Source organism: Belliella filtrata, from assembly GCF_022549775.1.
In the GTDB taxonomy this organism is placed as follows: domain Bacteria; phylum Bacteroidota; class Bacteroidia; order Cytophagales; family Cyclobacteriaceae; genus Belliella; species Belliella filtrata.
Genome location: NZ_JAKZGP010000041.1, coordinates 1 through 20,751, shown reverse-complemented (window position 1 = coordinate 20,751; position 20,751 = coordinate 1). Strand labels below are relative to the sequence as shown.

Below are 20,751 nucleotides of genomic sequence, written 5' to 3'. Positions count from 1 at the left end.
GGCTATAACCCAAGGATTGGTCGTAGCTGCAACAATATATTTTCTTTACAAAGTGTTGAACCCAAGTAAAAAATGACATGAACTTTTACAACAAATTCATCGTATTTGGCTTGTGCTTTGATCTTGAAGACAACATGAAAATTGCTGGAAATGAATAATGTCCTGAAGCAGATTATGGGATTTTCGCTTGCCATTACCATGGTTATCTATGGTGTGGCTATGCCGTATTTCAGTATTGCCAAAGCAAAAGTTCTTGATGATACTTCAGTCTATTTTTCAAATGTAAGTTTGGGAGAGTACAATGGGAACCTTTCCCTAATCTTGGATTCAGACCCTCCCTCCTTGGTCAATGGAAAGATTCATTTAGTAGCTCAAAATTTCATTGGTTGCTTTGATACCTTTTTGACCATTCACCTTCATGCTATTATCAAGACACTTTTTAAAATCACTCAGGAAACTGTTGTGGTTTTTGACATAAAGGAACTGAAATTTCCTACACACTATTTTTGGTAATTTTAGACTTTTCCAATCTTCTTATCTACATGATAGGAGGCTTTAATGCTTTTTTTAAAAGCAAATAACTTTCTAAAAACAATTTCAAAAGGACAGACAATAAAAGGCTGTCAAAAATTATAAAATCATGATTGATATTGATATCATATCAACTTCCATTGCTATTGGTGCTATGGTAGCTTTCGCTATTCCTTTCTATGTAAATCACTTGAAAGTGAAAAAAGCAAAATTGAACAAAGAATCTCTCCTTAAAGGCTTTATAAAAAGCCATGGACTAACTATAAACATGCAAGATCAATGGAGAAGCCAATATTTTATAGGGTTGGACACCCAGCAAAGAACTTTGGTCTACATTGATGATCTTGAAGAAATCAAACCAATATTAATTGATTTCAACGAGGTAAAGCAGGTTAGAATCAATGAAATTTCAAGGTCTTTGAAATCTAAAGGTCCAGATAGAAAAATTATCGATGGGCTTTACTTGGAGTTGTTAAACCCACAAGGAAAAGTAATTGAATCTTTGGAATTCTTCCATGGCGATAAATTTTCCGATTTGGTCGGAGAGCCAGTTTTGATCAAAAAATGGGAGGCAATTCTTAAATCAACTTTAAAAAACACAACCGAAAACAAGAGCTTAGTAATATGAACAATCCAGTTTTAATTCAGAAAGAGGAAATCAAAAACATAAGATTTCCAAAGGAGGACGTCCTGTTGATAAAATCAGAGACACTTATCCGCGACAGGGCCTTGAATAATGCACTGCTTCTAGGGAATCTAGAACATGGAAAAGTGAAATTGACATTCTTGGACTATGCCAAGAAGATGTATCAAGTAGAAACTACTGTGTGGGCAGTTACTGAAGAAAGTGTTTGTTTGAAAGGGGATTTGTTACTTCCAAAACGCTCATTATTAAGCGTTGGATATTAAATTTGTTACAGGAGACCCATTGGGTTTCCTGTAATGCTTAAATCTTAGCTTAACTTTCTAAAAAAATATATGGAAATATTCCTGTTGACAGAAACTTGGGTTGCATTAGCAACTTTAACATTCCTTGAGATCGTTTTAGGAGTGGATAATATCATATTCATTTCTATCATTTCAAATAAACTTCCACAACACCAGCAAGAAAAAGCCAGGATCTTGGGGCTTGCATTTGCAATGATTTTCAGGATTGGCTTATTGCTTGGGATATCGTATATCATCAAGTTTAATGATCCCTTGATAAGTCTATTCGACTTTGACTTAAGTGGAAAAGATTTGATCTTGGCTTTTGGTGGACTCTTTCTGCTGTTCAAATCCACCTTGGAAATACATCACAAAATGGAAGGCAAAGCTGAAGAGGTAAAGGCCAATTCCACAAGGGGCATTACACAGGTGATCTTTCAGATCATAGTTTTGGACATCATATTTTCATTTGACAGTATCTTAACAGCAGTAGGCTTGGTGGACCAGGTCATCGTGATGATAGTAGCAGTAATCATAGCCATGGCAGTCATGATGGTGTTTGCAGGAAAAATTAGCAGCTTTATCAACAAGAACCCCACCTTACAGGTCTTGGCACTTTCATTCTTGATTTTGATAGGGTTTATGCTTTTGGTAGAAGGATTCCATATAGAAGTGCCAAAAGGTTATATTTATTTCGCTGTATTTTTTTCCTTGAGTGTTGAATTGATCAACATGAGGATAAGAAAAAATGCAGATGGGAAAAAAGTTAAGCTCAATCCGAGAATTATCCAGAAGTAAAAAAATAAGGCTGTTGCAACATCGCGACAGCCTATTTTTATATCGAAAGATGGAGATAAAGTAAACTTTAGAGTCTATTGAAAAAGTCAAATTTGCTTAAATCTATGTTAGAAAGTGAGGCTGATTTTGCTGACATCAGAAGCATTATTCAAGAGCACGCTAAACTCATTGCTTTTGCTAGGGCTGTCCGAAGAAAGGATTAGATTTACCAGTATGGTCTTCATTGCTGTAATTGCTCAGCTAATGGCTGTTGCTTTAGAGATTTCGGATTGTTAAGCTAGGGCTTGCTGAAAAAGTCTCTGGTATGCCAGACCTGCCTATTAGTAAGCAAGTTCAAAGCTGGCGAATGAAGGTGTATACGTATACTTCGAATGAGCCCAATGAAGAACCTGTCAAGTCGCCAGGCAGGGATGGTATGCCTGGCTAGCTTGAAAGTTTAGCGTTGAGAAATTTTCTGGTGCACACAAATTAAGGTAGATCATAGGATAAGCTTACACCTGCTTAGAAAGGCAATACCTGTTAATTGAGGTTTTGGTCAAAATTTGAAGGATTTATTCCCTAGGTAGCGTTTTTCAGCACGCCCTAAGCTAAGTTAGCAGGCCTACAGAACTACTCCCATGAAATAAATTAGCATGAATCTATCCATGAGGAAATCGGTCTAATTTGAAGAATTTCTTAAATATTTCAGCGGTTATTTTAGGAAAGAGATTAGTTCTTTTTCAGCTGACTAAAAGAAAAAACACCCATCTTTAATCCGATCTGAAATGTGAGTGCATTTCCTGCCTCAGGTACACCTACAGCACTTTCAAGTGTATTCCCCATTATTCTATACCCAACTCCGGCGTTTAAACGTGCAAAACGGTGAAGGTTTATTTCGAGTAATGCACGAGGCTCAAAAAATAGCGTATTGGTTTCATCAAAGTCATTTCCTCGACCTTCATTGTCAATTTCTACTTCCATCACTCCTACAGCTAAAGGAAAGGAAAAGTGTACCAGTTTATTGGAAAAAATGGTGTATTCAAGAAAGCCCCCCGCAGTCCAAGAGTCTAAGTGGGCACGTTGAGGTAAAGTTGTACCAAAAGAAGCTGGTCTTACTTCGTTTAATAATTGACCATAAAACCCACCAATGGTGAACTTATCGTTAAAAACAATACCACTTCTAAATTGAAAGAAACCAGCAGTTTCCCCAGTTACTTGAGTAACTTGAAATCCTGGCTCTACCATAATGCCCAGATTTGAAATGCTTAAATTGGAATTGAAGAGGGATTCCTGTTTGTCTTGAGCAAGACTTAGAAATGTGATGGAAAATAATAAGGCAAGTGAAAGGATTGTTTTTTTCATCTTTGTGAAAGTTTTGGTTTAATTTGGAGGGATTACGGTCTTGACTTTAAAGATGGTTGCCTGTGAAAATAAAAAAAAAAAAAAAATATTTTGAATGAGTCTCTACAAAAATAGACACTTAAGGCAACCATGCTAAACACTCACTTCGTCATACTGTGACAATGAATCTTCCAAATTCCTCCGAACTTCAAGAAGTCATCCGACAATGCATTTCCAATGATAGGAAAGCGCAGCAGAAACTTTTTCACACATGCTATTCCCTAGCCATGAATGTGTGTCGTCGCTATGCCTCTAATTTAGAAGAAGCCAAGTCACTGGTCAATGAAGGAATGCTAAAGGTTTTTCAACATTTGCACACTTATGATCCTGAATTGAGTTTTGGAGGATGGGTACGGAGAGTCATGGTTAATACAGCAATTGACCATTTTAGAAAAGTTAAAGCTTACGAACAGCGTTTTCAGGATTTAGATGGTAGAGAATTTCCAGACGCTAATCAAGCTAATATAATTGATGAGTTGAGTGCTGAAGAATTATTAGGATTGGTCCAGCAGCTTCCTCCAGCTTATCGCATGGTGTTCTCTTTGTACGCAGTAGAGGAATATACACACAAGGAGATTGCCGAAAAATTAGGGATTTCTGAAGGAACGTCTAAATCAAATTACGCAAAGGCCCGAGCAAAGCTACAGCAGGCTCTCGCTGGATTATCACAGAAAAACACGAATCACCATGGACAGAGATAATAACTTTGATAAAAAAATCAAGCAAAAGCTTGAAGAAGTCCATACACCTTATTCAAAAGACGCCTGGGCTGCTTTTGCGCCGATGCTTGATACGGCATTGCCAATCGTTCCTTTTTGGAGACGTTGGTTTATGCCATATGCATATAGCACATTACTTTTTCTATTGGCCTGGTTTTTATTCCCTTTAAAAGAGAAGAGTGATGCTAACAATTCCAAGGAGGCTGTCATTATTAGTGATAACAAAATGGATACAGTTGTTCACCATGATACTGTTTACATCATCGATACATTATATGTTTACAAAACCGTTGTTGTTAGCCAAGAATCCCAAAAAGTAATTCTGCGGGAAGAAGCTAGCAATAACCAAAGCAACCTTATAGTAAACAATGAAATTCAAGAAACCGGTGAGCCAATTCAAATAGGTTTTAAAAACGACGTCATAAAAAATAGTGGTTCAAATTTAGCTACAGCACTTACGGAAGTCCCCAATGAGCAACCTCCAATCACTCATGGAATTGCTGAGCGTGAGAAAGTTGGTCAAATAGATGGTGAACAATTAAATGCTTCAAATAGGGTGGCTATAGATTCAACTTCTGTAAAGAAAAATAGTAACTCAAAAATCAAATCATCAAATGTACTTGCTGCTCCTTCCGTTGCTTCCGAAGAGAACTTTGTAATGAAACTTGATAAAGAATTGGTCGTAGGAGATACCAGTAATCTTAATAAAAGCAATGATAAATCGAAGCAAAAGCCTTTTTTTAATGTAGAAGCAGGTTTGTCCTTGCTTGTGCCTGTGAGTAGAAATATTGACTATTATATATCAAGCACTCAAGGAATCCAGTTAGGAATAGAATGGGAAAATGGTTGGGGAATCTATGCGGGAGCAATTAGAAATTCTATGAAGGGAGAAATTGATGATGATGATATTGCTAACTATCCCCAAACTGCCTTGGCTCAATTACCTGGCAGACCTTCTGATATTACCAGTTTAGATGAAATCTATGTCACAAATCATCAATGGTTCTTCCCTCTTGAGTTACGTTGGAGAAGCTTATATTATACTGGTTTTAGTTTTGAAAGTAGTATTGGTGTGGTTGGTAACTTACTTCGCAAACAGGACTTTCAATACGAATTTGAGGAAAGTTTAGGGATAGATGATCGGTTCGAAACCCTTCAAAACAATCAATTTGGAGTCAGTCATCTAAAAATTGGAATAGGAACAAACTACTTGCTTTCCCAGCGGATGGGAATGTATCTGCGTTCTCATTATTGGTTCCCTGCTTCTGGCAAAGGTATTTTACAAAATCGAGTTCATGGCATGGAAATAGGTGTTGGATTGAATTATTTCTTAGGGAGGTAATTAGGGCCTGCAGATAAACATTCACAAGTTTGAAATTCGAAAATTAGATTCTATTTCAAATATGCTAGGTCACAAACCTCTAAAACAAACCCAACATTACGCTAAAATTGTAGATTTCAAAATCTACCAAGATAGGTAAGCATTATAAAGTGTTTTGGAGGACAATTAAAATCAATTTGTTGAAACAAGTTTCTAATTCTCAGATCACTAAAAAAAAGTATATCACCTCCTCACCTGCAAATGAATAGTAGCTTTATGCTGTCAGAATGATAGGATCTAGCAGGCTTCTGTCTATGAGTTTACACGCATCTATCAATCTAACAGTAAGTCTCCTACCCTACGCTAAGCTTTTCAATATAGTTTTAATTGATAATTAGGAATTTCAAAGGCTGTTTCCAACTCCTATTTTTAAGCAAAATGAACTACACTGCCTAGCTTTGGATGATAGGAAGGGCTGTAGATGATGATATTTTTTCCTCACTAAATCTATCATGCACCTGTGGTAAGTACTCAGAGATTTGAACATGGAACTTGGTAGCGAAAATTACTTCTTAAATATTGATTTAGTCGTCAATGCTTTCTTCAATATTAATTTATATTCAAATACATATAGAATAAATATTTTTCCTTTAATTATACTTTTTTGCATATAAAACAATACCTTTGAATTGTATTATATTTAAATACATATAATGAAAAGACTTTCAACCTTTGTTAAGGAACGAAGAAAAGAAACAGGAATGACCCAAGAGGAATTCGCAGATCGCTGCGGTGTTGCCTTGACTGTAATTAGAAAGATAGAACAGGGTAAGACCAACCTGAATCTCGATAAAGTAAATTTGGTGCTCCAAATGTTCGGACATGAACTGGCTCCAGTAAACAGTAAAATGATCAATGATGCGACAGGCGGAGATTTACTATAAAGATATTCTGGCAGGAATGCTTATTGAAACGGATGATGGGGAATATACTTTTCAATATACTGAGCAATATATTCAGTCCTTCCCCAATCAGTTCATCACCTTCAGTATGCCGGTGATTGACAAACCTTATGTGAGTAATAGGTTGTTTCCTTTTTTTGATGGACTGATCCCAGAAGGTTGGCTTTTGGACATTGCCTCAAAAAACTGGAAGCTAAACCCTAATGACCGTATGGGATTGTTATTAGCTTGTTGTCAAAACTGTATTGGAGCTGTGCATGTTAAACCTGTTACCCATAATCATGAAGGATAATTGTCTTTACTGTTACAAACCATTGAGAGAACAAGAAAAGGACTTCCACAGCAAGTGTGCTGCGGAGTTTTTCGGGACTCAGAAAGTACCACTGCTTTCATATTCTATTGAAGAGATGACAGCACTAGCCAAGCTAGTGATTGATCGTTCTATTTCAGTCCCTGGTGTTCAACCCAAGTTATCAATGTCTTTAATCAAAGAAATGCAGGAACAAAGTGATCAAAGATTGACTGTTGTGGGCGCATTGGGAGGCAATTACATCCTTAAACCTCCTACTACTGCATTTCCCGAATTGCCTGCCAATGAACATCTAACAATGCGAATGGCTGAAGATTTTGGTATTCCTGTAGTTCCATCGTCTTTGATCCGATTGCAATCTGGAGAGCTTTCCTACATCACCAAACGAATAGACCGTACAGAGAATTTGGAAAAGATTCACATGATTGACATGTTCCAGATCATAGAAGCCTTTGACAAATACAAAAGCTCCATGGAGAAAGTGGGGAAAGCTGTCGGAGCATACGCTTCTAATACAGTCTTGGATAAATTGATATTATTCGAAATCACTGTGTTTTCATTTCTTACAGGAAATAATGACATGCACTTAAAGAATTTTTCCTTGATCGAAACTCCATCAGGCTGGCATTTGGCACCAGCTTATGACTTGCTTAACGTATCCATTGCCAACCCTGAAGACAAAGAAGAACTGGCACTTTCTATGGGGGGAAAAAAGAGCAGGCTCAAAAGGAGCGATTTTATTTCCTATGGCCAGAATCTTGGGTTAACAGGTAAGCAAATAGAAGGTGTTTTTAAACGTTTCCTAAAGTTCAAAAAGAAAGGTGTTAACAGGATCTTAAATTCTTTTCTTACTGAAGATATGCAGCAAGCATACTTGAGATTGCTGGAAGAGAGGTATAGCCGAATCTTTGAATAGTATTACTTTAAAAAAAGGTGGTTTTTTCTGCAAGAATCATCGACACTTCAATTGAAATGCGCATTTGTTAACATTAATGTTTTTTATATTTGAATTACCTCTAGGCAACCTTGGTTCAACTTTCTTTGTCTGATAGCTTAGATCCACCGATTTTCATATGATTTATAAACCTACTTATCCTGAGGTCCTTTAAAACTTTTGGAGAAGTTTTGAGTATCCTTCGAACTTCATCACGCTTTACCCAATCCTTTTGCTCTTTTTCCTTGGGCTTGAGTAGTCTTTCTAGATCTTCCAATAGTTGTATGCTCATTTCCACGAGATCATTTTTGGTGACCAGTTCTATCTTGGTTAAATGTGGAGGTTTTGATGGTTGGGTAATTTGGAGAGATTGAGGTTATGGAATTCACACTATGATAACATATGGGTAATTTTAATGTGCTTGTTTAGTAACAATTTTTTATTTTAAAATGTCTAAATCTCGTCTAAAATCCACTAAATACCAGTTTCTGAAATCATCACTAAGCATTGATATTTAGTAATTTATAAAAAATATTCATCTAAATCACGTCTAAACCCCGTCTTACTTGTCTATAACGAAAACTCTATTCGTCCAACTTATCACATGAGTTTTTGGGTTATTTCAATATTTCCATACAACAGGTTTGATTAAAGTATAGTTAAAAATTAAAAGCAATTTCTTCAAATTACATTGATAGTGATTTCGGTTAAAACAAAATTACCATGAGCCGATTAAATCTTTTAATCGGCTCAGAATATCATTTACTTCAAGCAATTAATGGTTACTAAAATAAAAAAAACGAGAAATTCTTAATATCTAGCCAATGCAATGTAAAAGAATTTAAATTTTCTTTACATTAGCATTTCACAAGATAAAGAAAAATAAAAAATCTTTACGATACCCATGACTTGGCAACCTACATTACTTCCTTACAGCAAAGAACTTGAAACCAAACAAGTACTCAAAGCCCTGAATCAAGCACATCGTGCACTGGCAGAGCTCAAAGGAGTAGCTCGAAGTATTCCAAGGCAGGATATATTGATCAATTCATTATCCATACAAGAGGCTAAAGACAGTTCGGAGGTGGAAAATATAGTAACTACACATGATGAACTCTACCGCTCTTCACTTGGTCCTGATTACGATGTTTCCCCACAAGCCAAAGAAGTAAAAAACTATATATCAGCCCTTAAAAGAGGTTTTGACATTGTCACCAAACATGGAATTCTTACCTCCAATCACATCATTGAAATACAGACTGTATTGGAAGGGAACAATGCAGGTTTTCGAAAACTACCAGGAACAGCACTTAAAAACCAGCAGACGGGAGAAGTGGTCTACACACCACCACAGGAATATGATGAGATTGTAAAGCTAATGCAGAACTTAGAGCTGTTTATCAACGATCCTGCGATGAGTGAGATAGACCCCATTATCAAAATGGCAGTTATTCACTTTCAGTTCGAAAGCATACATCCATTTTATGATGGCAATGGTCGTACAGGGAGAATCATCAATATCCTCTACTTGGTCCTACAAGGTTTACTTGACTTGCCCATACTGTACCTCAGCCATTTTATTATACAAAATAAAAACGCATACTACCTGCACTTGCAAGAAGTTAGAAAAACAGGGGAATGGGAAGATTGGCTTTTATACATGATTCAAGGAGTAGAACAAACTGCGCTAAGCACCATGCACAAAGTGGAAGAAATAAAAAAAGCTATGATGGTGTTGAAAAATGTCCTCCGAGAAAATTATAAATTTTACAGTCAGGATCTGCTCAACCACCTTTTCCATCATCCTTACACCAAAATAGAATATTTACAAGAGGCCCTTCGCATCAGTCGTCCCACCGCTGCGGGATATCTCAATCAATTAGCCAAAGATGGGGTCTTGATAAAAAAAGTAAGCAAACCCAATTATTACATCAACCCATATCTGACCAAAGCATTAACGCCTTGAAGGATACCAATATTCAAATAAAACGTGTACTTAGAAGGTGAGATGCGAAATAACAGATTTGTCTCTTTGAATAAAGTCATTTTTAAACTCCCCTATTACCCTGTATAACCCGGTTGTTTCAAGAATCGATTTTTTTTTCAATTTAAAACCCCAAATTTAACCGTTAAAAGTAACAAGCTTGGAAATAGTGAAATCAGAGGCCGAAAGGCTAGAAACTGCTGCTTTTTTCAGTCAGCAACAGTATGGTTGTTTACGACATTCCGCTCTTGAACTGGATTCCGAAGTCACCGTTTTGTCTTTAACTCGGAACTCGTAAGCCTTTTTTTTATTTGAATTTAGGCCTTAAAGTGATTAAGAAATCAATTAGTTTTTTCTTGGAGATGGATATTCTATGTTTAAGTGTAAACATAATCTTCTTATTTGCATCCTCCAATGAATACTTGCCATCCTCCAAGAAACTGAGTTTTCCATAATGATGATGTTATCATGAGAATGCATCATCTTATCTTTACTTACTTTATAATTATTATCGAACCTTAATAATAATAACGGATTATGAATGGCATTTTCTTCTTTGTCTAAATCAAAGATACTTCTATCTTTTTCTCCATTAAACCTTGAATACTTTTCTAAAAGTGTTTGATACAATTCTATTATTGGGATTTGTTCTGTGATATAGTACAAATCATAAATGTCTTTTTTGGCAGTTCGACTTGAAGCACTCAGCATTTTAAACAAACCAAAATCTCTTAATGAATACACTCGGACACCTTCGATTTCCTCAATTGGATCTATTGACTTCATATTTTGTATCAAGTCCACTTTGATTATTACAGAATTGCTCTTGATGAAGAATCGTAAAAAAGTAAATTGGTCATTAATGTTGGTAAGGTCAATAAAACTAATTGCTTGGTCCTCAAAATGATTTTCAACTTCTTTTCGAATACGCATGAAGCCTTTAAATCCAATTATCTCTGTACAAAACAGATCAATGTCAATAGATTCACGATGGTTGAAACGTAAAACTAGATTTGTACCTCCAGCTAAAGAAAAGTTTTAAAGACTTTGTAAGCTTAGTAACTCTTTTATGGTGTGAAACAGTATAGATAATACTGCTTTTATCATAGGTTATACCTTAAAAATGGCTTAGTATTGTAACGGTCAGACACAAGGGCACATACTTCATTGCTAATAAGCTCTTTTGTACTTTCTAAAACAGTGACAATTACTTCATGCGAGTAAAGGTTCTCCAATTTTTTGATATCTTCCTCAAAATTATTTTTTGTGGTTGCAAATAGTGCCCTTGGAATAATAATATCCTTATCTTTCTTAACAGATAACCTTTCGGTATCCATATCCCAAAATAAGTGTTTTGGAAACAGTTTTGATATATTGATCCGCTTTTGCACGCTTTTTTTTACAAAATTATATAATATTGATCTATTCTCTCAATTCCATTCTGATTAAAGACGATCTTAAGTTCGACTCCTAACCCTAGGTTTAAAATTAAATAAACAACAGAAAAGGTTCATTTTTTTTTAGAGGTTAAAAATTAGAGATGTGTTTTAAAAAATCAGTAATACCTCTTAGAGTAATAGTCGAGTTTTTGAACCATAATAATTTACAATTTGATGGTTGCCTTTTTACTGCTTTAAACCGTTTTGCTAAACTCTAAAAGAATTTTTCAACCCACCTTCGGTGTCGCTACTGATTTAATTCCATTCCTGTTTCCAAAATTTATATCCAACCAAACCAAAACAACACCATGGAAACGCTAAGAATAAGTCGCTATACTGAAAGTTTCATCCATATTCATCCAGCGATTGGACAGATCCGCACCCTCTTTACTGAAAAAAATGTTCCCCTAGAGGAAGCCGATCTGTTTTATTATTTTCATGAATCAACAGGCTGGAAGACAGACAGCGGAACACCAATTTTTGATTGGAAATCTTTAGCCAAAAAATGGATAGGAAACCTGGGGTACTGAAGGTTTAAAGTCACTTCTAATTCATGCAAAACCTATTATCCTTTGAATTCAAAATCCCAAACCAGTTTAGAGAAATTGCAAAAGTCCTTCAAAGCTAAACACTACATCACCATGAAAGAAAACAAGAGCACCAGTCTCACCAGAAGGGTGTCAAGTAGCGTCTCAGAGTCCGAGTTCCAAGAATTGTTGACGCTGCTTTCCAAGTCCCATAACCAGTCAATGAGCAGCCTTGTCAGAGATATATTATGCAAAAAAAAACTGGTGGTTACCACCTACGATAAAAGCCTCGATTTAATTCTTGAAAAGCTTTCCCTGATCCATCAGGAGATCAATGCCATTGGAATCACAGCCAACCAGGTGGTAAGGGTGTTTCACAAAACTGGAGACCTTTCCAAAGAATTGGCTTTGGCTAAGAAGCTTGAAAACAATCTCAACGAGATCCTAAAGAAACAGGACGCGCTCAAGAACATGGTTAGGCCATTATTGGATAAATGGTTGCAAAAATAAACACTTGTAAAACAATCAGGAGCTTGATTCTCTACAATGAATCAAAGGTACAAAACAGGAGTGCTGTCCTGATCCATGGACAGGGATTCTTGGGGAGTATCCAGGAATTGTCTGTCAATGAAAAACTGGCTAGGTTTCAAAAGCGCTTTACACTCAACAAAAGGGTGAAAACAAATACGCTGCACATTTCCCTTAATTTTTCTAACAAAGATCAGCTTGATGATGGATTGTTGCGCTTCATAGCAAAAGATTACATGGATAGAATTGGCTTTGGAAAACAACCTTATCTTGTTTACAGGCATGATGATGCAGGTCATCCCCATATCCACATTGTTTCCACCATCATAGATCAAAATGGAAAAAGACTGCAAACCCATAACCTAGGGAAAGGGGCCTCAGAAAAAGCTCGAAAGGAAATGGAGGAAAGCCTTGGACTGGTAAAGGCACAAAGACAGCAGAAGGACTATTTGATTTATAAGCCGCTGGAGAAAGCCCAATATGGAAAGGCTGAGACAAAAGCTATGATTGAAAATATTGTAACGGGGGTTATGCGCAGTTATCACTTTGAATCCTTTTCAGCGTTCAAGGCAGCATTGGCTCAGTTCAATGTATCTGCTTTAAAATTAAATGCTTCAGGGAAGAAATTTAATGGAAATGGACTGGTGTATTTCATAACTAACCAACAAGGCAAGTCCCTAAGTGTGCCCATCAAATCCAGTAGCTTTTTTAACAAACCAACCTATGCTAAGATATTGAAAAAAGCATCCTTCAATAAGGATAAAGTTGACATAGGGAAAGTAAAAGCCAAGGAAGATTTGATCCAAAGGATCATTGAAGCACAAAATTCTGCGTGCTCAAAAGGTAGTGAAAAAGAAAAGCTTGATTTGTTTTTGGAAAACTTGAAAAGGAAGGGGATTTACCTTCATTTGGTTTTCAACAATGACGGAAGGATTTATGGTTGCACCTATGTGGACAATTTGCAGAGAAGGGTCTTTAGAGGTTCTGACTTGGGAAAAGCTTTTGGTGAAAATGGAATAATAAAAACTTTTATGTTGACTGATAAGGTCAATTCCAAAAATGAATTGCTAATCCAAAAATCAGCACAAGAAGAAGCCGTAAGCAAAGTCGAAAAGTCCAATACTGCAGAGGATCTGGAAGTTAGGGAAGACGCTAATTTAAACCCCTCTGGCCTACAGGAAATACTTTCATTTTTCAAGGAGCATATAACCCCCGATTATGGTACAACGACTGCCTATGAACCAGAGAATTTGAAAAAGAAAAGGAAGAAGAATAGAAAAGACAGACCGTAACAGCTATGGCCACAGGTGAAAATCAAGAAGCATTAAGAAAAATACTTGACCTTACCAGAAAGATAGGTTTTGGGGTTTTGTTGTTCCATTTTTATTGGGAGTGTAAAGCCGTAGTTAAAAACTGGAAACTGGATATAAATTTGGTGGATCAATTTGTCAATGAATTGGCAAAGACGGGTCTGTTTTCTGAGTTTTGGCTTCCAAAGGTCCTTGCAATGCTTTTATTGCTGATTTCAATATTGGGCGTAAAAGGAAAGAAATCTTTAGCAATAGGTTTGTTGCCCGTTTTGGGGATGGGCAGTTTTGGTTTAGCATGCTATTGGTTATCAGGCTTGTTATTCTATAGTATCGGAGAGCTTTTGCGCTTGGAGTACTTCTATATAGGCCTAACTTTATTCGGATATTTATTACTTTTAAGCTCTGGGATACGCTTCACCAGGATTGTGTGGAATAAAGATCAAACGGATATTTTCAACAAACTGAATGAAACATTTCCCCAAGAAGAAAGAAAGCTTGAAAATGAATATGCGGTCAACCTACCTGCGATTTATAGGATTGGCAATAAGGTCAGGAAGAGCTGGATTAACTTTATAAATCCCTTTAGGGCTATCCTCGTGGTGGGCACCCCAGGATCTGGGAAAAGTTATTTTGTGATTAGACACATCATCACCCAGCATATCGCTAAAGGTTTTTCGATGTTTATCTATGATTTCAAGTATGATGACCTTTCTAAAATAGCCTACAATGCTTTGCTCAATAACGCGTCGGCTTACAAAACTGCTCCGATGTTTTATACCATCAACTTTGATGACCTTGAACATAGCCACAGGTGCAATCCCCTAGAGCCAAGTACCATGCTCGATATTACGGATGCTTCGGAATCTTCTAGAACTATCATGATGGGACTGAACAGGGAATGGATCAAAAAACAGGGTGATTTTTTTGTTGAATCCCCTATCAACTTTTTGACGGCTGTAATCTGGTTTTTGAAAAAATATAGGAAAGGAAAATACTGCACCCTCCCCCATGTGATTGAACTGATGCAAGTAGAATATGACAAGCTATTTTCGGTGCTCAGGTCTGAGCCTGAAATAGAAGTTTTAATCAATCCTTTTGTATCAGCATACCTGCAAGGGGCAGCTGAGCAGTTGGAAGGACAAATAGCAAGTGCCAAGATAACCATGGCAAGGTTGGCCTCCCCGCAACTTTACTATGTGCTTTCAAGTTCTGAATTCACCCTTGACATCAACAACCCCGATGAACCTAAGATCGTCTGCATGGGAAACAATCCGCAAAAGCAACAGGTCTATGGGGCGGTATTGTCTCTTTACATTTCTAGGATTACAAAAATTGTAAACAAGAAGAACCAATTGAAATCAAGCTTGGTATTTGATGAATTTCCTACCATCTATTTCAATGGCATAGACAGCCTGATCGCTACTGCAAGGGGGAATAAAGTAGCGACAACCTTAGGGGTACAGGATTACAGCCAACTGAAAAAGGATTATGGTAGGGAACAAGCCGAAGTGATCATGAATACAGTTGGAAATATCATCTCCGGGCAGGTGTTGGGAGATACTGCCAAACAGCTTTCCGATAGGTTTGGAAAGATCATGCAGGCTAGACAAAGCCATTCTATCAATAGCAATGATACTTCGGTCAGCCATTCCCGACAAATGGACTTGGCTGTACCACCTTCTACCATCTCAACCCTTTCATCTGGGGAGTTTGTTGGCATCGTGGCTGACAACCCCGATCAGGAAATTACCCTGAAACGATTTCATGCAAAAATCATCAATGACCATGAAGGCATTGCCAACGAAGAAAAACAGTATCAGGATATCAAAAAAGTGCGGGATTTAACAGTGACAGAAGTAATGGAAAACTACCAAAGCGTAAAGTCTGAAATATCCCAGCTAATAGACATGGAACTAGATAAAATGATGGATAGTCCAGGGTTGGCTGGTTTGATCATTCGCGCAAGGGCATGATTATAATATGGTAATTTTTTTAATCGAGTTAAAGGTCTTTGTTTTCACTTTTTAGTAGTCAGGTAGTCCTAATACCAATTGAAATGGATAAGTATTTATTTTCTATTCAATTCCTCAGCAATGTAGGATATCATCCCCCACACATGGCAAGAGACTACGGCATAAAGCCGTGGCGCTCTGCTTACTTTTTATTCCGTTTCCTCTTGCATTTAGTGGCTGCTGAATCCTGGTGATGCTTCATAATTAAATCTTTAACCTAAAAGAAGAAATCATGAAGACTATTGCGAAAAAACAAAAGAAGGATGTTTATCAACTGGTGACTGATCTGATCATTGAAAAGCTTGAAAATGGGATTGTGCCATGGAGACAAGTATGGCAGGAAGGTGAGATTCCTGTAAACTATGTGACTAAGAAATGTTATAGGGGGATCAATATGTGGACCCTGTTAACGGGACAATATAGCAAACCGTATTTTTTGACTTTTAAGCAGGCGCAAAACTTAGGTGGTTCAATGAAGAAAGGATCAAAGGGACTGCCTGTATGTTATTGGGGTTTTAGCTATTTTGATAGGAAGAGTGGCAGGAAGCTAATGGAGGAGGAAGCCAAGAAGATGCATCCTTCTAAAATCAGAAAGGTTGGCTTTCTAAAGTATTATACGGTTTTCAATATAGCAGATGTGGAAGGGGTTGATTTTGAGATTCCAGAAACTGGGATTTTGGAAAATACTAAACCGCTTGAAAGGTGTGAGCAGATCATCAGGGAAATGGTCAACCCTCCAAGGATTGTACACGGGATTCCTGAAGCTTACTATTCGCCAGTTTCGGATTTGATCAATATGCCTGAGAAAGGGTTGTTTGAATCTCAGGAAAGTTATTTTTCAGTTTTATTCCATGAGCTGACCCATGCGACAGGACATCAAGACAGGCTCAATAGGAAGGAAATTGTTGAGTACCATGATTTCAATTCTGAGTATTACTCAAGAGAAGAGCTGACAGCCGAGATGGGGGCTAGTTTTCTCTGCAACCATGCAGGAATCATGAATGAAGATTTACTGGATAATTCAGCAGCTTATATCAAGGTATGGCTAGACAGGTTAAGGTCGGATAAAAGGCTCTTGCTGGATGCCGCTTCAAAAGCCCAAAAGGCAGTTGAATATATTTTGACCAACTGTCCATTTTAAAAATTTAAAGGGGATACCCCTCCCCTTTTTTGGTCATTGTGTTATGTGGTGGTGTCGAGAGATGTTTTTATAGCATATAATGAGGTTTAAATATAGGCATGGTATTTTGATAGCTTTCCACTATTATCCAAAACAACCCAAATTCACTCAATCAATAAAAACATTTGACACTATTTATCAAGTATTAAGGGATCTACAAGAACTTAAAGAGTCGTTTCATTTTTTGATTCTGATTCAATTGGTTCAGAAAAGTAAAATACCTCTCTCCTACCTCGCATCCTTATCAACCCACAGATTTCTGTCAATATGCCATAGGCGCACACGGCACCCAATAATCTCCCGATCACTATCGGCGACCCTAATAGGTGAATGCATCAATCAGGTTTTTTTTTCAAGGGCTATTGGTTAGTGGGCTAAATGTTGTGCGGTCGACCTTCTTTTTTTATCGCTCAATAATTTCTTTAACCTTTTCTTCCAACTGTTTTTGGTCGGGCAAATACAACTGATATTTTGAAACGAAAATCTTGTTGGTTAGTCCGCCCGTTGCATATTTAACAGTATATTCGTGTTTGTCTGCTGCTATGATAATTCCTATCGGTTCGTTGTCGCCTTCGGTGTTTTCTTCTTCTTTGAAGTAGTTCAGGTAAAGGTTCATTTGTCCGATGTCCTGATGTTTCACTTTCCTTGTTTTCAGGTCAATGAGAACGAAACACTTCAAAATTCGGTGATAAAAAACAAGGTCAATGAAATTGTGTTCGTTGTCTAATGTGATTTTGAATTGTTGTTTGACGAAAGAAAAACCTTTACCAAGTTCCAACAAGAATTGTTGCAGATTGTCAATGAGCTTTTTTTCCAAGGCTCTTTCTTTGACGATAGTGTCCATTGGTAATTCTAGAAATTCAAAAACGTAAGGGTCTTTTATGATGTCTTTTGAGGTTGCTATTTCCTGTCCTTTTTCTGACAACGCTAAAACGCCTTTTTTATCTTTGCTCAATGCGAAGCGCTGAAACAATGCCGAATCTATTTGACGTTTCATTTCTCTTGCTCCCCAATTTTCTTTGATGGATTGTTGCTCATAAAAACTTCTTGCCAAGTCGTCTGAAACGGTTAGCAATTCAGCATAATGACTCCAACTCAATTTTCCAGACACCGTCTGGAAAATTGGATATTTGATGTAAAACAGCCTGCAAAGGTAGATACTGCTTTTGCTAAAACCCTTGCCATACTTGACTTTCAAGTCTTTCGATAAGTTAGTCAATAAAGCACTTCCATAATCTGCTTTTTCTTTTCCGTCTTGCTCATATTCCACGATATATTGACCAATCTTCCAGTTGGCTTTTACCAATTCATTATTTACTGCCTTAACAGCATTTTCCCTTGCTCTTTGTAAGGTAGAGCCAATGCTGTCAATGAGTTCAGTATATTTTTGCTTGGATAATGGCATTTAGAAGTATCCATTTATAATGCAAAGATAATGATTTCTGGAACGTCTTTTCCCTGTTTTGTACGGATGTATTTTAGCTGAAAATTAGGTATTTGATTTTCAACACTTTAGGTTATTTGATTTTTTTGTTTTTGGGTGTCTCAGAGTATTTTTAGTTTATGTTTATAAGACGCAAAAAGAATTCTAGCGGTAGCTTTAGTGTACAGATTATCCAAAAAGTTGGAAGAATCAATAAAGTCGTTAAGTCATTAGGTAGTTCTTTTGACGAGTCAGAGCTTATTATTCTTGAAAGGCAAGCTAAGCTAGAAGTCGAAAGAATGAAAGGTCAGATTACTTTGTTTTCTAATGATCAGGATGCTAACGTTAAATCCGTTCTTTCCAATGTCAGCAATAGCGAAGTAGAGTTGGTTGGCCCAGATAATATTCTTGGTAAAGTTTATGAATCAATAGGTTATCATACTATTGGATTAGATGAACTTTTCAGAGATCTGATTATGTCTCGGCTTGTTTATCCTGGGTCCAAGCTAAAAACCATAGATTATCTTGCAAGATTCAAGAACAAGGAAATTAGCGTTTATTCCATCTATCGTTATATGGATAAGATCCATGGGAAATATAAAGACAAGATTGAAGAGTTGACATTTAAACACTTTAAGCAGGTTTTAGGAGGAAATATCGGCCTTGTTTTTTATGATATGACTACGCTTTACTTCGAGATACCAGATGAAGATGATTTACGGAAAATAGGCTATTCAAAAGATGGTAAACACCAGCATCCCCAGATTAAATTAGGGCTGCTTGTAGGACCTAAAGGTTATCCTATGGGGTATGATATTTTTGAAGGAAGCACCTATGAAGGGCATACGCTTATTCCAGTATTGAAAAATATTGAAAAGAAGTTTTCTATCGACAAACCTATTGTGATTGCTGACGCAGGCTTATTGTCATCCACTAATATCAATGCACTCATCAGCAATGGGTATAAGTTTGTTTTGGGTGGTAAAATCAAAAATGAAAGCACCGAGATCAAAGATAAAATCCAGAAGTTGGAGGTGACCGATGATAAGCCAAAGGAATTAAAAAAGGAGGGTTATAGACTTGTTGTGAGCTTTTCAGAAAAACGAAGGAAGAAGGATGCTCATAATCGGGAAAAAGGGCTTAAAAAGCTTGAAAAAAAGGTTAGAAACGGAAAACTTGATAAAAACAACATCAATAACAGAGGATATAACAAATACCTCAAGCTTGAATCAGACATAAAAGTAGCTATTGATTACTCCAAGTATGAACTGGATGCAAAATGGGATGGTTTGAAAGGCTACCTTACGAATACAACCTTGAAACCGACAGAAGTCATTGCGGCATACGGAAACCTATGGCATATCGAGAAAGCTTTTCGGATAAGTAAAACCGATATACGAATAAGACCTATTTATCATCGCATACCGCGAAGGATAGAAACACACATTTGCATCTGTTTTGTGTCTTATGCAGTCTTTAAGGAGCTGGAACGATTGTTGAAAATTGCTAAAGCAGAGTTTTCTGCATCAAGAGCAATAGAGCTGACAAAGAACATGTATCAGATAAAAGTATTCCTGCCAGAATCAAAAACTTATACAACTATACCTCTTAAACCAACAGAGCAACAACAAGAACTTATCTCTATCATCAGGAAAATTTAGCGTGGGTGTCCCATCGCACAAAACAGGAATACGAAAGAAATTGTTGAGTACCATGATTTCAATTCTGAGTATTATTCAAGAGAAGAGCTGCCAGCTGAAATGGGGGCAAGTTTTCTCTGCAACTATGCAGGAATCATGAAAGAAGATTTACTGGATAATTCAGCAGCTTATATCAAGGTATGGCTAGACAGGTTAAGGTCGGATAAAAGGCTCTTGCTGGATGCCGCTTCAAAAGCCCAAAAGGCAGTTGAATATATTTTGACCAACTGTCCATTTTAAAAATTTAAAGGGGATACCCCTCCCCTTTTTTGGTCATTGTGTTATGTGGTGGTGTCGAGAGATGTTTTTATAGCATATAATGAGGTTTAAATATAGGCATGGTATTTTGATAGCTTTCCACTATTATCCAAAACAACCCAAATTCACTCAATCAATAAAAACATTTGACACTATTTATCAAGTATTAAGGGATCTACAAGAACTTAAAGAGTCGTTTCATTTTTTGATTCTGATTCAATTGGTTCAGAAAGGTAAAATACCTCTCTCCTACCTCGCATTCTTATCAACCTACCGATGTCTGTCAATATACCATAGGCGTAAACAGCAGCCACAATATAAAAAACCCTGATATATCTGTGCATCAATTAAGACTTTGGAGTGATTTTTAGCTATTAAGCTATCAATGTCGTTTAGTTAAGGATTAAATTGGTTTATAATTCATATAATGAGGTTTTTTTGGCTTTTTGAGCCTGGGTAGCTTTCTACCTGGTCTTTCAACTTCCCGAGTTTTGTAGACTAAATCATC

Annotated in this window: 22 protein-coding genes and 1 pseudogene; 17 read left to right on the top strand and 6 right to left on the bottom strand. The window is 36.9% G+C overall.

Annotated features, from left to right (window positions below):
* Positions 1-150 precede the first annotated feature (150 nt).
* The 4 genes from MM239_RS14350 (at position 151) to MM239_RS14335 (ending at position 2,256) form a co-directional block, all read left to right on the top strand.
* Positions 151-513: a hypothetical protein gene (locus MM239_RS14350; protein ID WP_241348939.1), complete on the top strand. Its 363-nt coding sequence runs from the start codon at positions 151-153 to the stop codon at positions 511-513.
* 127 nt (positions 514-640) lie between these two features.
* Positions 641-1,159 carry a hypothetical protein gene (locus MM239_RS14345; RefSeq protein WP_241348938.1) on the top strand — a complete coding sequence of 173 codons (519 nt, stop codon included), beginning with the start codon at positions 641-643 and terminating at the stop codon, positions 1,157-1,159.
* A complete protein-coding gene (locus tag MM239_RS14340; RefSeq protein ID WP_241348937.1) occupies positions 1,156-1,440 on the top strand; it encodes a hypothetical protein in 285 nt (94 codons plus the stop codon). The genes MM239_RS14345 and MM239_RS14340 overlap by 4 nt, the downstream gene beginning before the upstream one ends.
* 69 nt (positions 1,441-1,509) lie before the next feature.
* The gene (locus MM239_RS14335; RefSeq protein WP_241348936.1) at positions 1,510-2,256 is read left to right on the top strand and encodes a TerC family protein; all 747 of its coding nucleotides are present in this window, start codon (positions 1,510-1,512) and stop codon (positions 2,254-2,256) included.
* 708 nt (positions 2,257-2,964) lie between these two features.
* On the opposite strand, the gene MM239_RS14330 is transcribed toward MM239_RS14335, so the two are convergent.
* Positions 2,965-3,597, bottom strand: a complete 633-nt coding sequence (locus MM239_RS14330) for a hypothetical protein (RefSeq protein WP_241348935.1) — start codon at positions 3,595-3,597, stop codon at positions 2,965-2,967.
* A gap of 161 nt (positions 3,598-3,758) precedes the next feature.
* Between MM239_RS14330 and MM239_RS14325 the strand changes: the two genes are divergently transcribed.
* The 5 genes from MM239_RS14325 (at position 3,759) to MM239_RS14305 (ending at position 7,864) form a co-directional block, all read left to right on the top strand.
* Positions 3,759-4,337 carry an RNA polymerase sigma factor gene (locus MM239_RS14325; RefSeq protein ID WP_241348934.1) on the top strand — a complete coding sequence of 193 codons (579 nt, stop codon included), beginning with the start codon at positions 3,759-3,761 and terminating at the stop codon, positions 4,335-4,337.
* Complete coding sequence (locus tag MM239_RS14320; protein ID WP_241348933.1) at positions 4,324-5,697, top strand: hypothetical protein; 1,374 nt, start codon at positions 4,324-4,326, stop codon at positions 5,695-5,697. Before MM239_RS14325 ends, MM239_RS14320 begins: the two co-directional genes overlap by 14 nt.
* Before the next feature lie 692 nt (positions 5,698-6,389).
* The gene (locus tag MM239_RS14315; protein WP_241348932.1) at positions 6,390-6,620 is read left to right on the top strand and encodes a helix-turn-helix domain-containing protein; all 231 of its coding nucleotides are present in this window, start codon (positions 6,390-6,392) and stop codon (positions 6,618-6,620) included.
* Positions 6,592-6,930, top strand: coding sequence for a HipA N-terminal domain-containing protein (locus MM239_RS14310; RefSeq protein ID WP_317235639.1), 339 nt, complete (start codon positions 6,592-6,594; stop codon positions 6,928-6,930). Before MM239_RS14315 ends, MM239_RS14310 begins: the two co-directional genes overlap by 29 nt.
* A complete protein-coding gene (locus MM239_RS14305; protein ID WP_241348931.1) occupies positions 6,920-7,864 on the top strand; it encodes a HipA domain-containing protein in 945 nt (314 codons plus the stop codon). Before MM239_RS14310 ends, MM239_RS14305 begins: the two co-directional genes overlap by 11 nt.
* A gap of 115 nt (positions 7,865-7,979) precedes the next feature.
* On the opposite strand, the gene MM239_RS14300 is transcribed toward MM239_RS14305, so the two are convergent.
* Positions 7,980-8,174 carry a hypothetical protein gene (locus MM239_RS14300; RefSeq protein ID WP_241348930.1) on the bottom strand — a complete coding sequence of 65 codons (195 nt, stop codon included), beginning with the start codon at positions 8,172-8,174 and terminating at the stop codon, positions 7,980-7,982.
* A gap of 612 nt (positions 8,175-8,786) precedes the next feature.
* Here MM239_RS14300 and MM239_RS14295 point away from each other — a divergent pair.
* Positions 8,787-9,848 carry a Fic family protein gene (locus MM239_RS14295; protein ID WP_241348929.1) on the top strand — a complete coding sequence of 354 codons (1,062 nt, stop codon included), beginning with the start codon at positions 8,787-8,789 and terminating at the stop codon, positions 9,846-9,848.
* 363 nt (positions 9,849-10,211) lie between these two features.
* Here MM239_RS14295 and MM239_RS14290 read toward each other — a convergent pair.
* Positions 10,212-10,889, bottom strand: a pseudogene (locus MM239_RS14290) (nucleotidyl transferase AbiEii/AbiGii toxin family protein); the annotation flags it as partial.
* An 80-nt stretch (positions 10,890-10,969) separates the two neighbouring features.
* Positions 10,970-11,257, bottom strand: a complete 288-nt coding sequence (locus MM239_RS14285) for a DUF6922 domain-containing protein (RefSeq protein ID WP_394801510.1) — start codon at positions 11,255-11,257, stop codon at positions 10,970-10,972.
* 356 nt (positions 11,258-11,613) lie between these two features.
* Between MM239_RS14285 and MM239_RS14280 the strand changes: the two genes are divergently transcribed.
* The 5 genes from MM239_RS14280 to MM239_RS14260 all read left to right on the top strand — a co-directional run bounded on the left by MM239_RS14280 (position 11,614) and on the right by MM239_RS14260 (position 16,823).
* Positions 11,614-11,835, top strand: coding sequence for a hypothetical protein (locus MM239_RS14280; RefSeq protein WP_241348927.1), 222 nt, complete (start codon positions 11,614-11,616; stop codon positions 11,833-11,835).
* 111 nt (positions 11,836-11,946) lie between these two features.
* On the top strand, positions 11,947-12,342 hold the full coding sequence (locus MM239_RS14275) for a plasmid mobilization protein (protein ID WP_241348926.1): 396 nt from the start codon (positions 11,947-11,949) through the stop codon (positions 12,340-12,342).
* Positions 12,343-12,365: 23 nt separating this feature from the next.
* Positions 12,366-13,652, top strand: coding sequence for a relaxase/mobilization nuclease domain-containing protein (locus MM239_RS14270; protein WP_241348925.1), 1,287 nt, complete (start codon positions 12,366-12,368; stop codon positions 13,650-13,652).
* Between the two features lie 5 nt (positions 13,653-13,657).
* Positions 13,658-15,643 carry a conjugal transfer protein MobC gene (mobC, locus tag MM239_RS14265; protein ID WP_241348924.1) on the top strand — a complete coding sequence of 662 codons (1,986 nt, stop codon included), beginning with the start codon at positions 13,658-13,660 and terminating at the stop codon, positions 15,641-15,643.
* 271 nt (positions 15,644-15,914) lie between these two features.
* Positions 15,915-16,823 carry an ArdC family protein gene (locus MM239_RS14260; RefSeq protein WP_241348923.1) on the top strand — a complete coding sequence of 303 codons (909 nt, stop codon included), beginning with the start codon at positions 15,915-15,917 and terminating at the stop codon, positions 16,821-16,823.
* 442 nt (positions 16,824-17,265) lie between these two features.
* Here MM239_RS14260 and MM239_RS14255 read toward each other — a convergent pair whose 3' ends face one another.
* Entirely contained in the window at positions 17,266-18,267 is a 1,002-nt protein-coding gene (locus MM239_RS14255) for a PDDEXK nuclease domain-containing protein (protein WP_241348922.1), read from the bottom strand.
* Positions 18,268-18,425: 158 nt separating this feature from the next.
* Here MM239_RS14255 and MM239_RS14250 point away from each other — a divergent pair, with 158 nt between their 5' ends.
* On the top strand, positions 18,426-19,946 hold the full coding sequence (locus MM239_RS14250) for an IS1634 family transposase (RefSeq protein ID WP_241348921.1): 1,521 nt from the start codon (positions 18,426-18,428) through the stop codon (positions 19,944-19,946).
* Between the two features lie 12 nt (positions 19,947-19,958).
* A complete protein-coding gene (locus MM239_RS14245; protein ID WP_317235640.1) occupies positions 19,959-20,225 on the top strand; it encodes a zincin-like metallopeptidase domain-containing protein in 267 nt (88 codons plus the stop codon).
* A 203-nt stretch (positions 20,226-20,428) separates the two neighbouring features.
* Here the strand turns inward: MM239_RS14245 and MM239_RS14240 are convergent, their stop codons facing one another.
* Complete coding sequence (locus MM239_RS14240; protein WP_241348920.1) at positions 20,429-20,587, bottom strand: hypothetical protein; 159 nt, start codon at positions 20,585-20,587, stop codon at positions 20,429-20,431.
* Positions 20,588-20,751 lie beyond the last annotated feature (164 nt).

Excerpts from the sequence above, each read along its gene's own strand:
- MM239_RS14350 (WP_241348939.1), top strand. The coding sequence starts at position 151 with ATGAATAATGTCCTGAAGCAGATTATGGGATTTTCGCTTGCCATTACC.
- MM239_RS14345 (WP_241348938.1), top strand. The coding sequence starts at position 641 with ATGATTGATATTGATATCATATCAACTTCCATTGCTATTGGTGCTATG.
- MM239_RS14340 (WP_241348937.1), top strand. The coding sequence starts at position 1,156 with ATGAACAATCCAGTTTTAATTCAGAAAGAGGAAATCAAAAACATAAGA.
- MM239_RS14335 (WP_241348936.1), top strand. The coding sequence starts at position 1,510 with ATGGAAATATTCCTGTTGACAGAAACTTGGGTTGCATTAGCAACTTTA.
- MM239_RS14330 (WP_241348935.1), bottom strand. The coding sequence starts at position 3,597 with ATGAAAAAAACAATCCTTTCACTTGCCTTATTATTTTCCATCACATTT.
- MM239_RS14325 (WP_241348934.1), top strand. The coding sequence starts at position 3,759 with ATGAATCTTCCAAATTCCTCCGAACTTCAAGAAGTCATCCGACAATGC.
- MM239_RS14320 (WP_241348933.1), top strand. The coding sequence starts at position 4,324 with ATGGACAGAGATAATAACTTTGATAAAAAAATCAAGCAAAAGCTTGAA.
- MM239_RS14315 (WP_241348932.1), top strand. The coding sequence starts at position 6,390 with ATGAAAAGACTTTCAACCTTTGTTAAGGAACGAAGAAAAGAAACAGGA.
- MM239_RS14310 (WP_317235639.1), top strand. The coding sequence starts at position 6,592 with ATGATGCGACAGGCGGAGATTTACTATAAAGATATTCTGGCAGGAATG.
- MM239_RS14305 (WP_241348931.1), top strand. The coding sequence starts at position 6,920 with ATGAAGGATAATTGTCTTTACTGTTACAAACCATTGAGAGAACAAGAA.
- MM239_RS14300 (WP_241348930.1), bottom strand. The coding sequence starts at position 8,174 with ATGAGCATACAACTATTGGAAGATCTAGAAAGACTACTCAAGCCCAAG.
- MM239_RS14295 (WP_241348929.1), top strand. The coding sequence starts at position 8,787 with ATGACTTGGCAACCTACATTACTTCCTTACAGCAAAGAACTTGAAACC.
- MM239_RS14280 (WP_241348927.1), top strand. The coding sequence starts at position 11,614 with ATGGAAACGCTAAGAATAAGTCGCTATACTGAAAGTTTCATCCATATT.
- MM239_RS14275 (WP_241348926.1), top strand. The coding sequence starts at position 11,947 with ATGAAAGAAAACAAGAGCACCAGTCTCACCAGAAGGGTGTCAAGTAGC.
- mobC (WP_241348924.1), top strand. The coding sequence starts at position 13,658 with ATGGCCACAGGTGAAAATCAAGAAGCATTAAGAAAAATACTTGACCTT.
- MM239_RS14260 (WP_241348923.1), top strand. The coding sequence starts at position 15,915 with ATGAAGACTATTGCGAAAAAACAAAAGAAGGATGTTTATCAACTGGTG.
- MM239_RS14255 (WP_241348922.1), bottom strand. The coding sequence starts at position 18,267 with ATGCCATTATCCAAGCAAAAATATACTGAACTCATTGACAGCATTGGC.
- MM239_RS14250 (WP_241348921.1), top strand. The coding sequence starts at position 18,426 with ATGTTTATAAGACGCAAAAAGAATTCTAGCGGTAGCTTTAGTGTACAG.
- MM239_RS14240 (WP_241348920.1), bottom strand. The coding sequence starts at position 20,587 with ATGCACAGATATATCAGGGTTTTTTATATTGTGGCTGCTGTTTACGCC.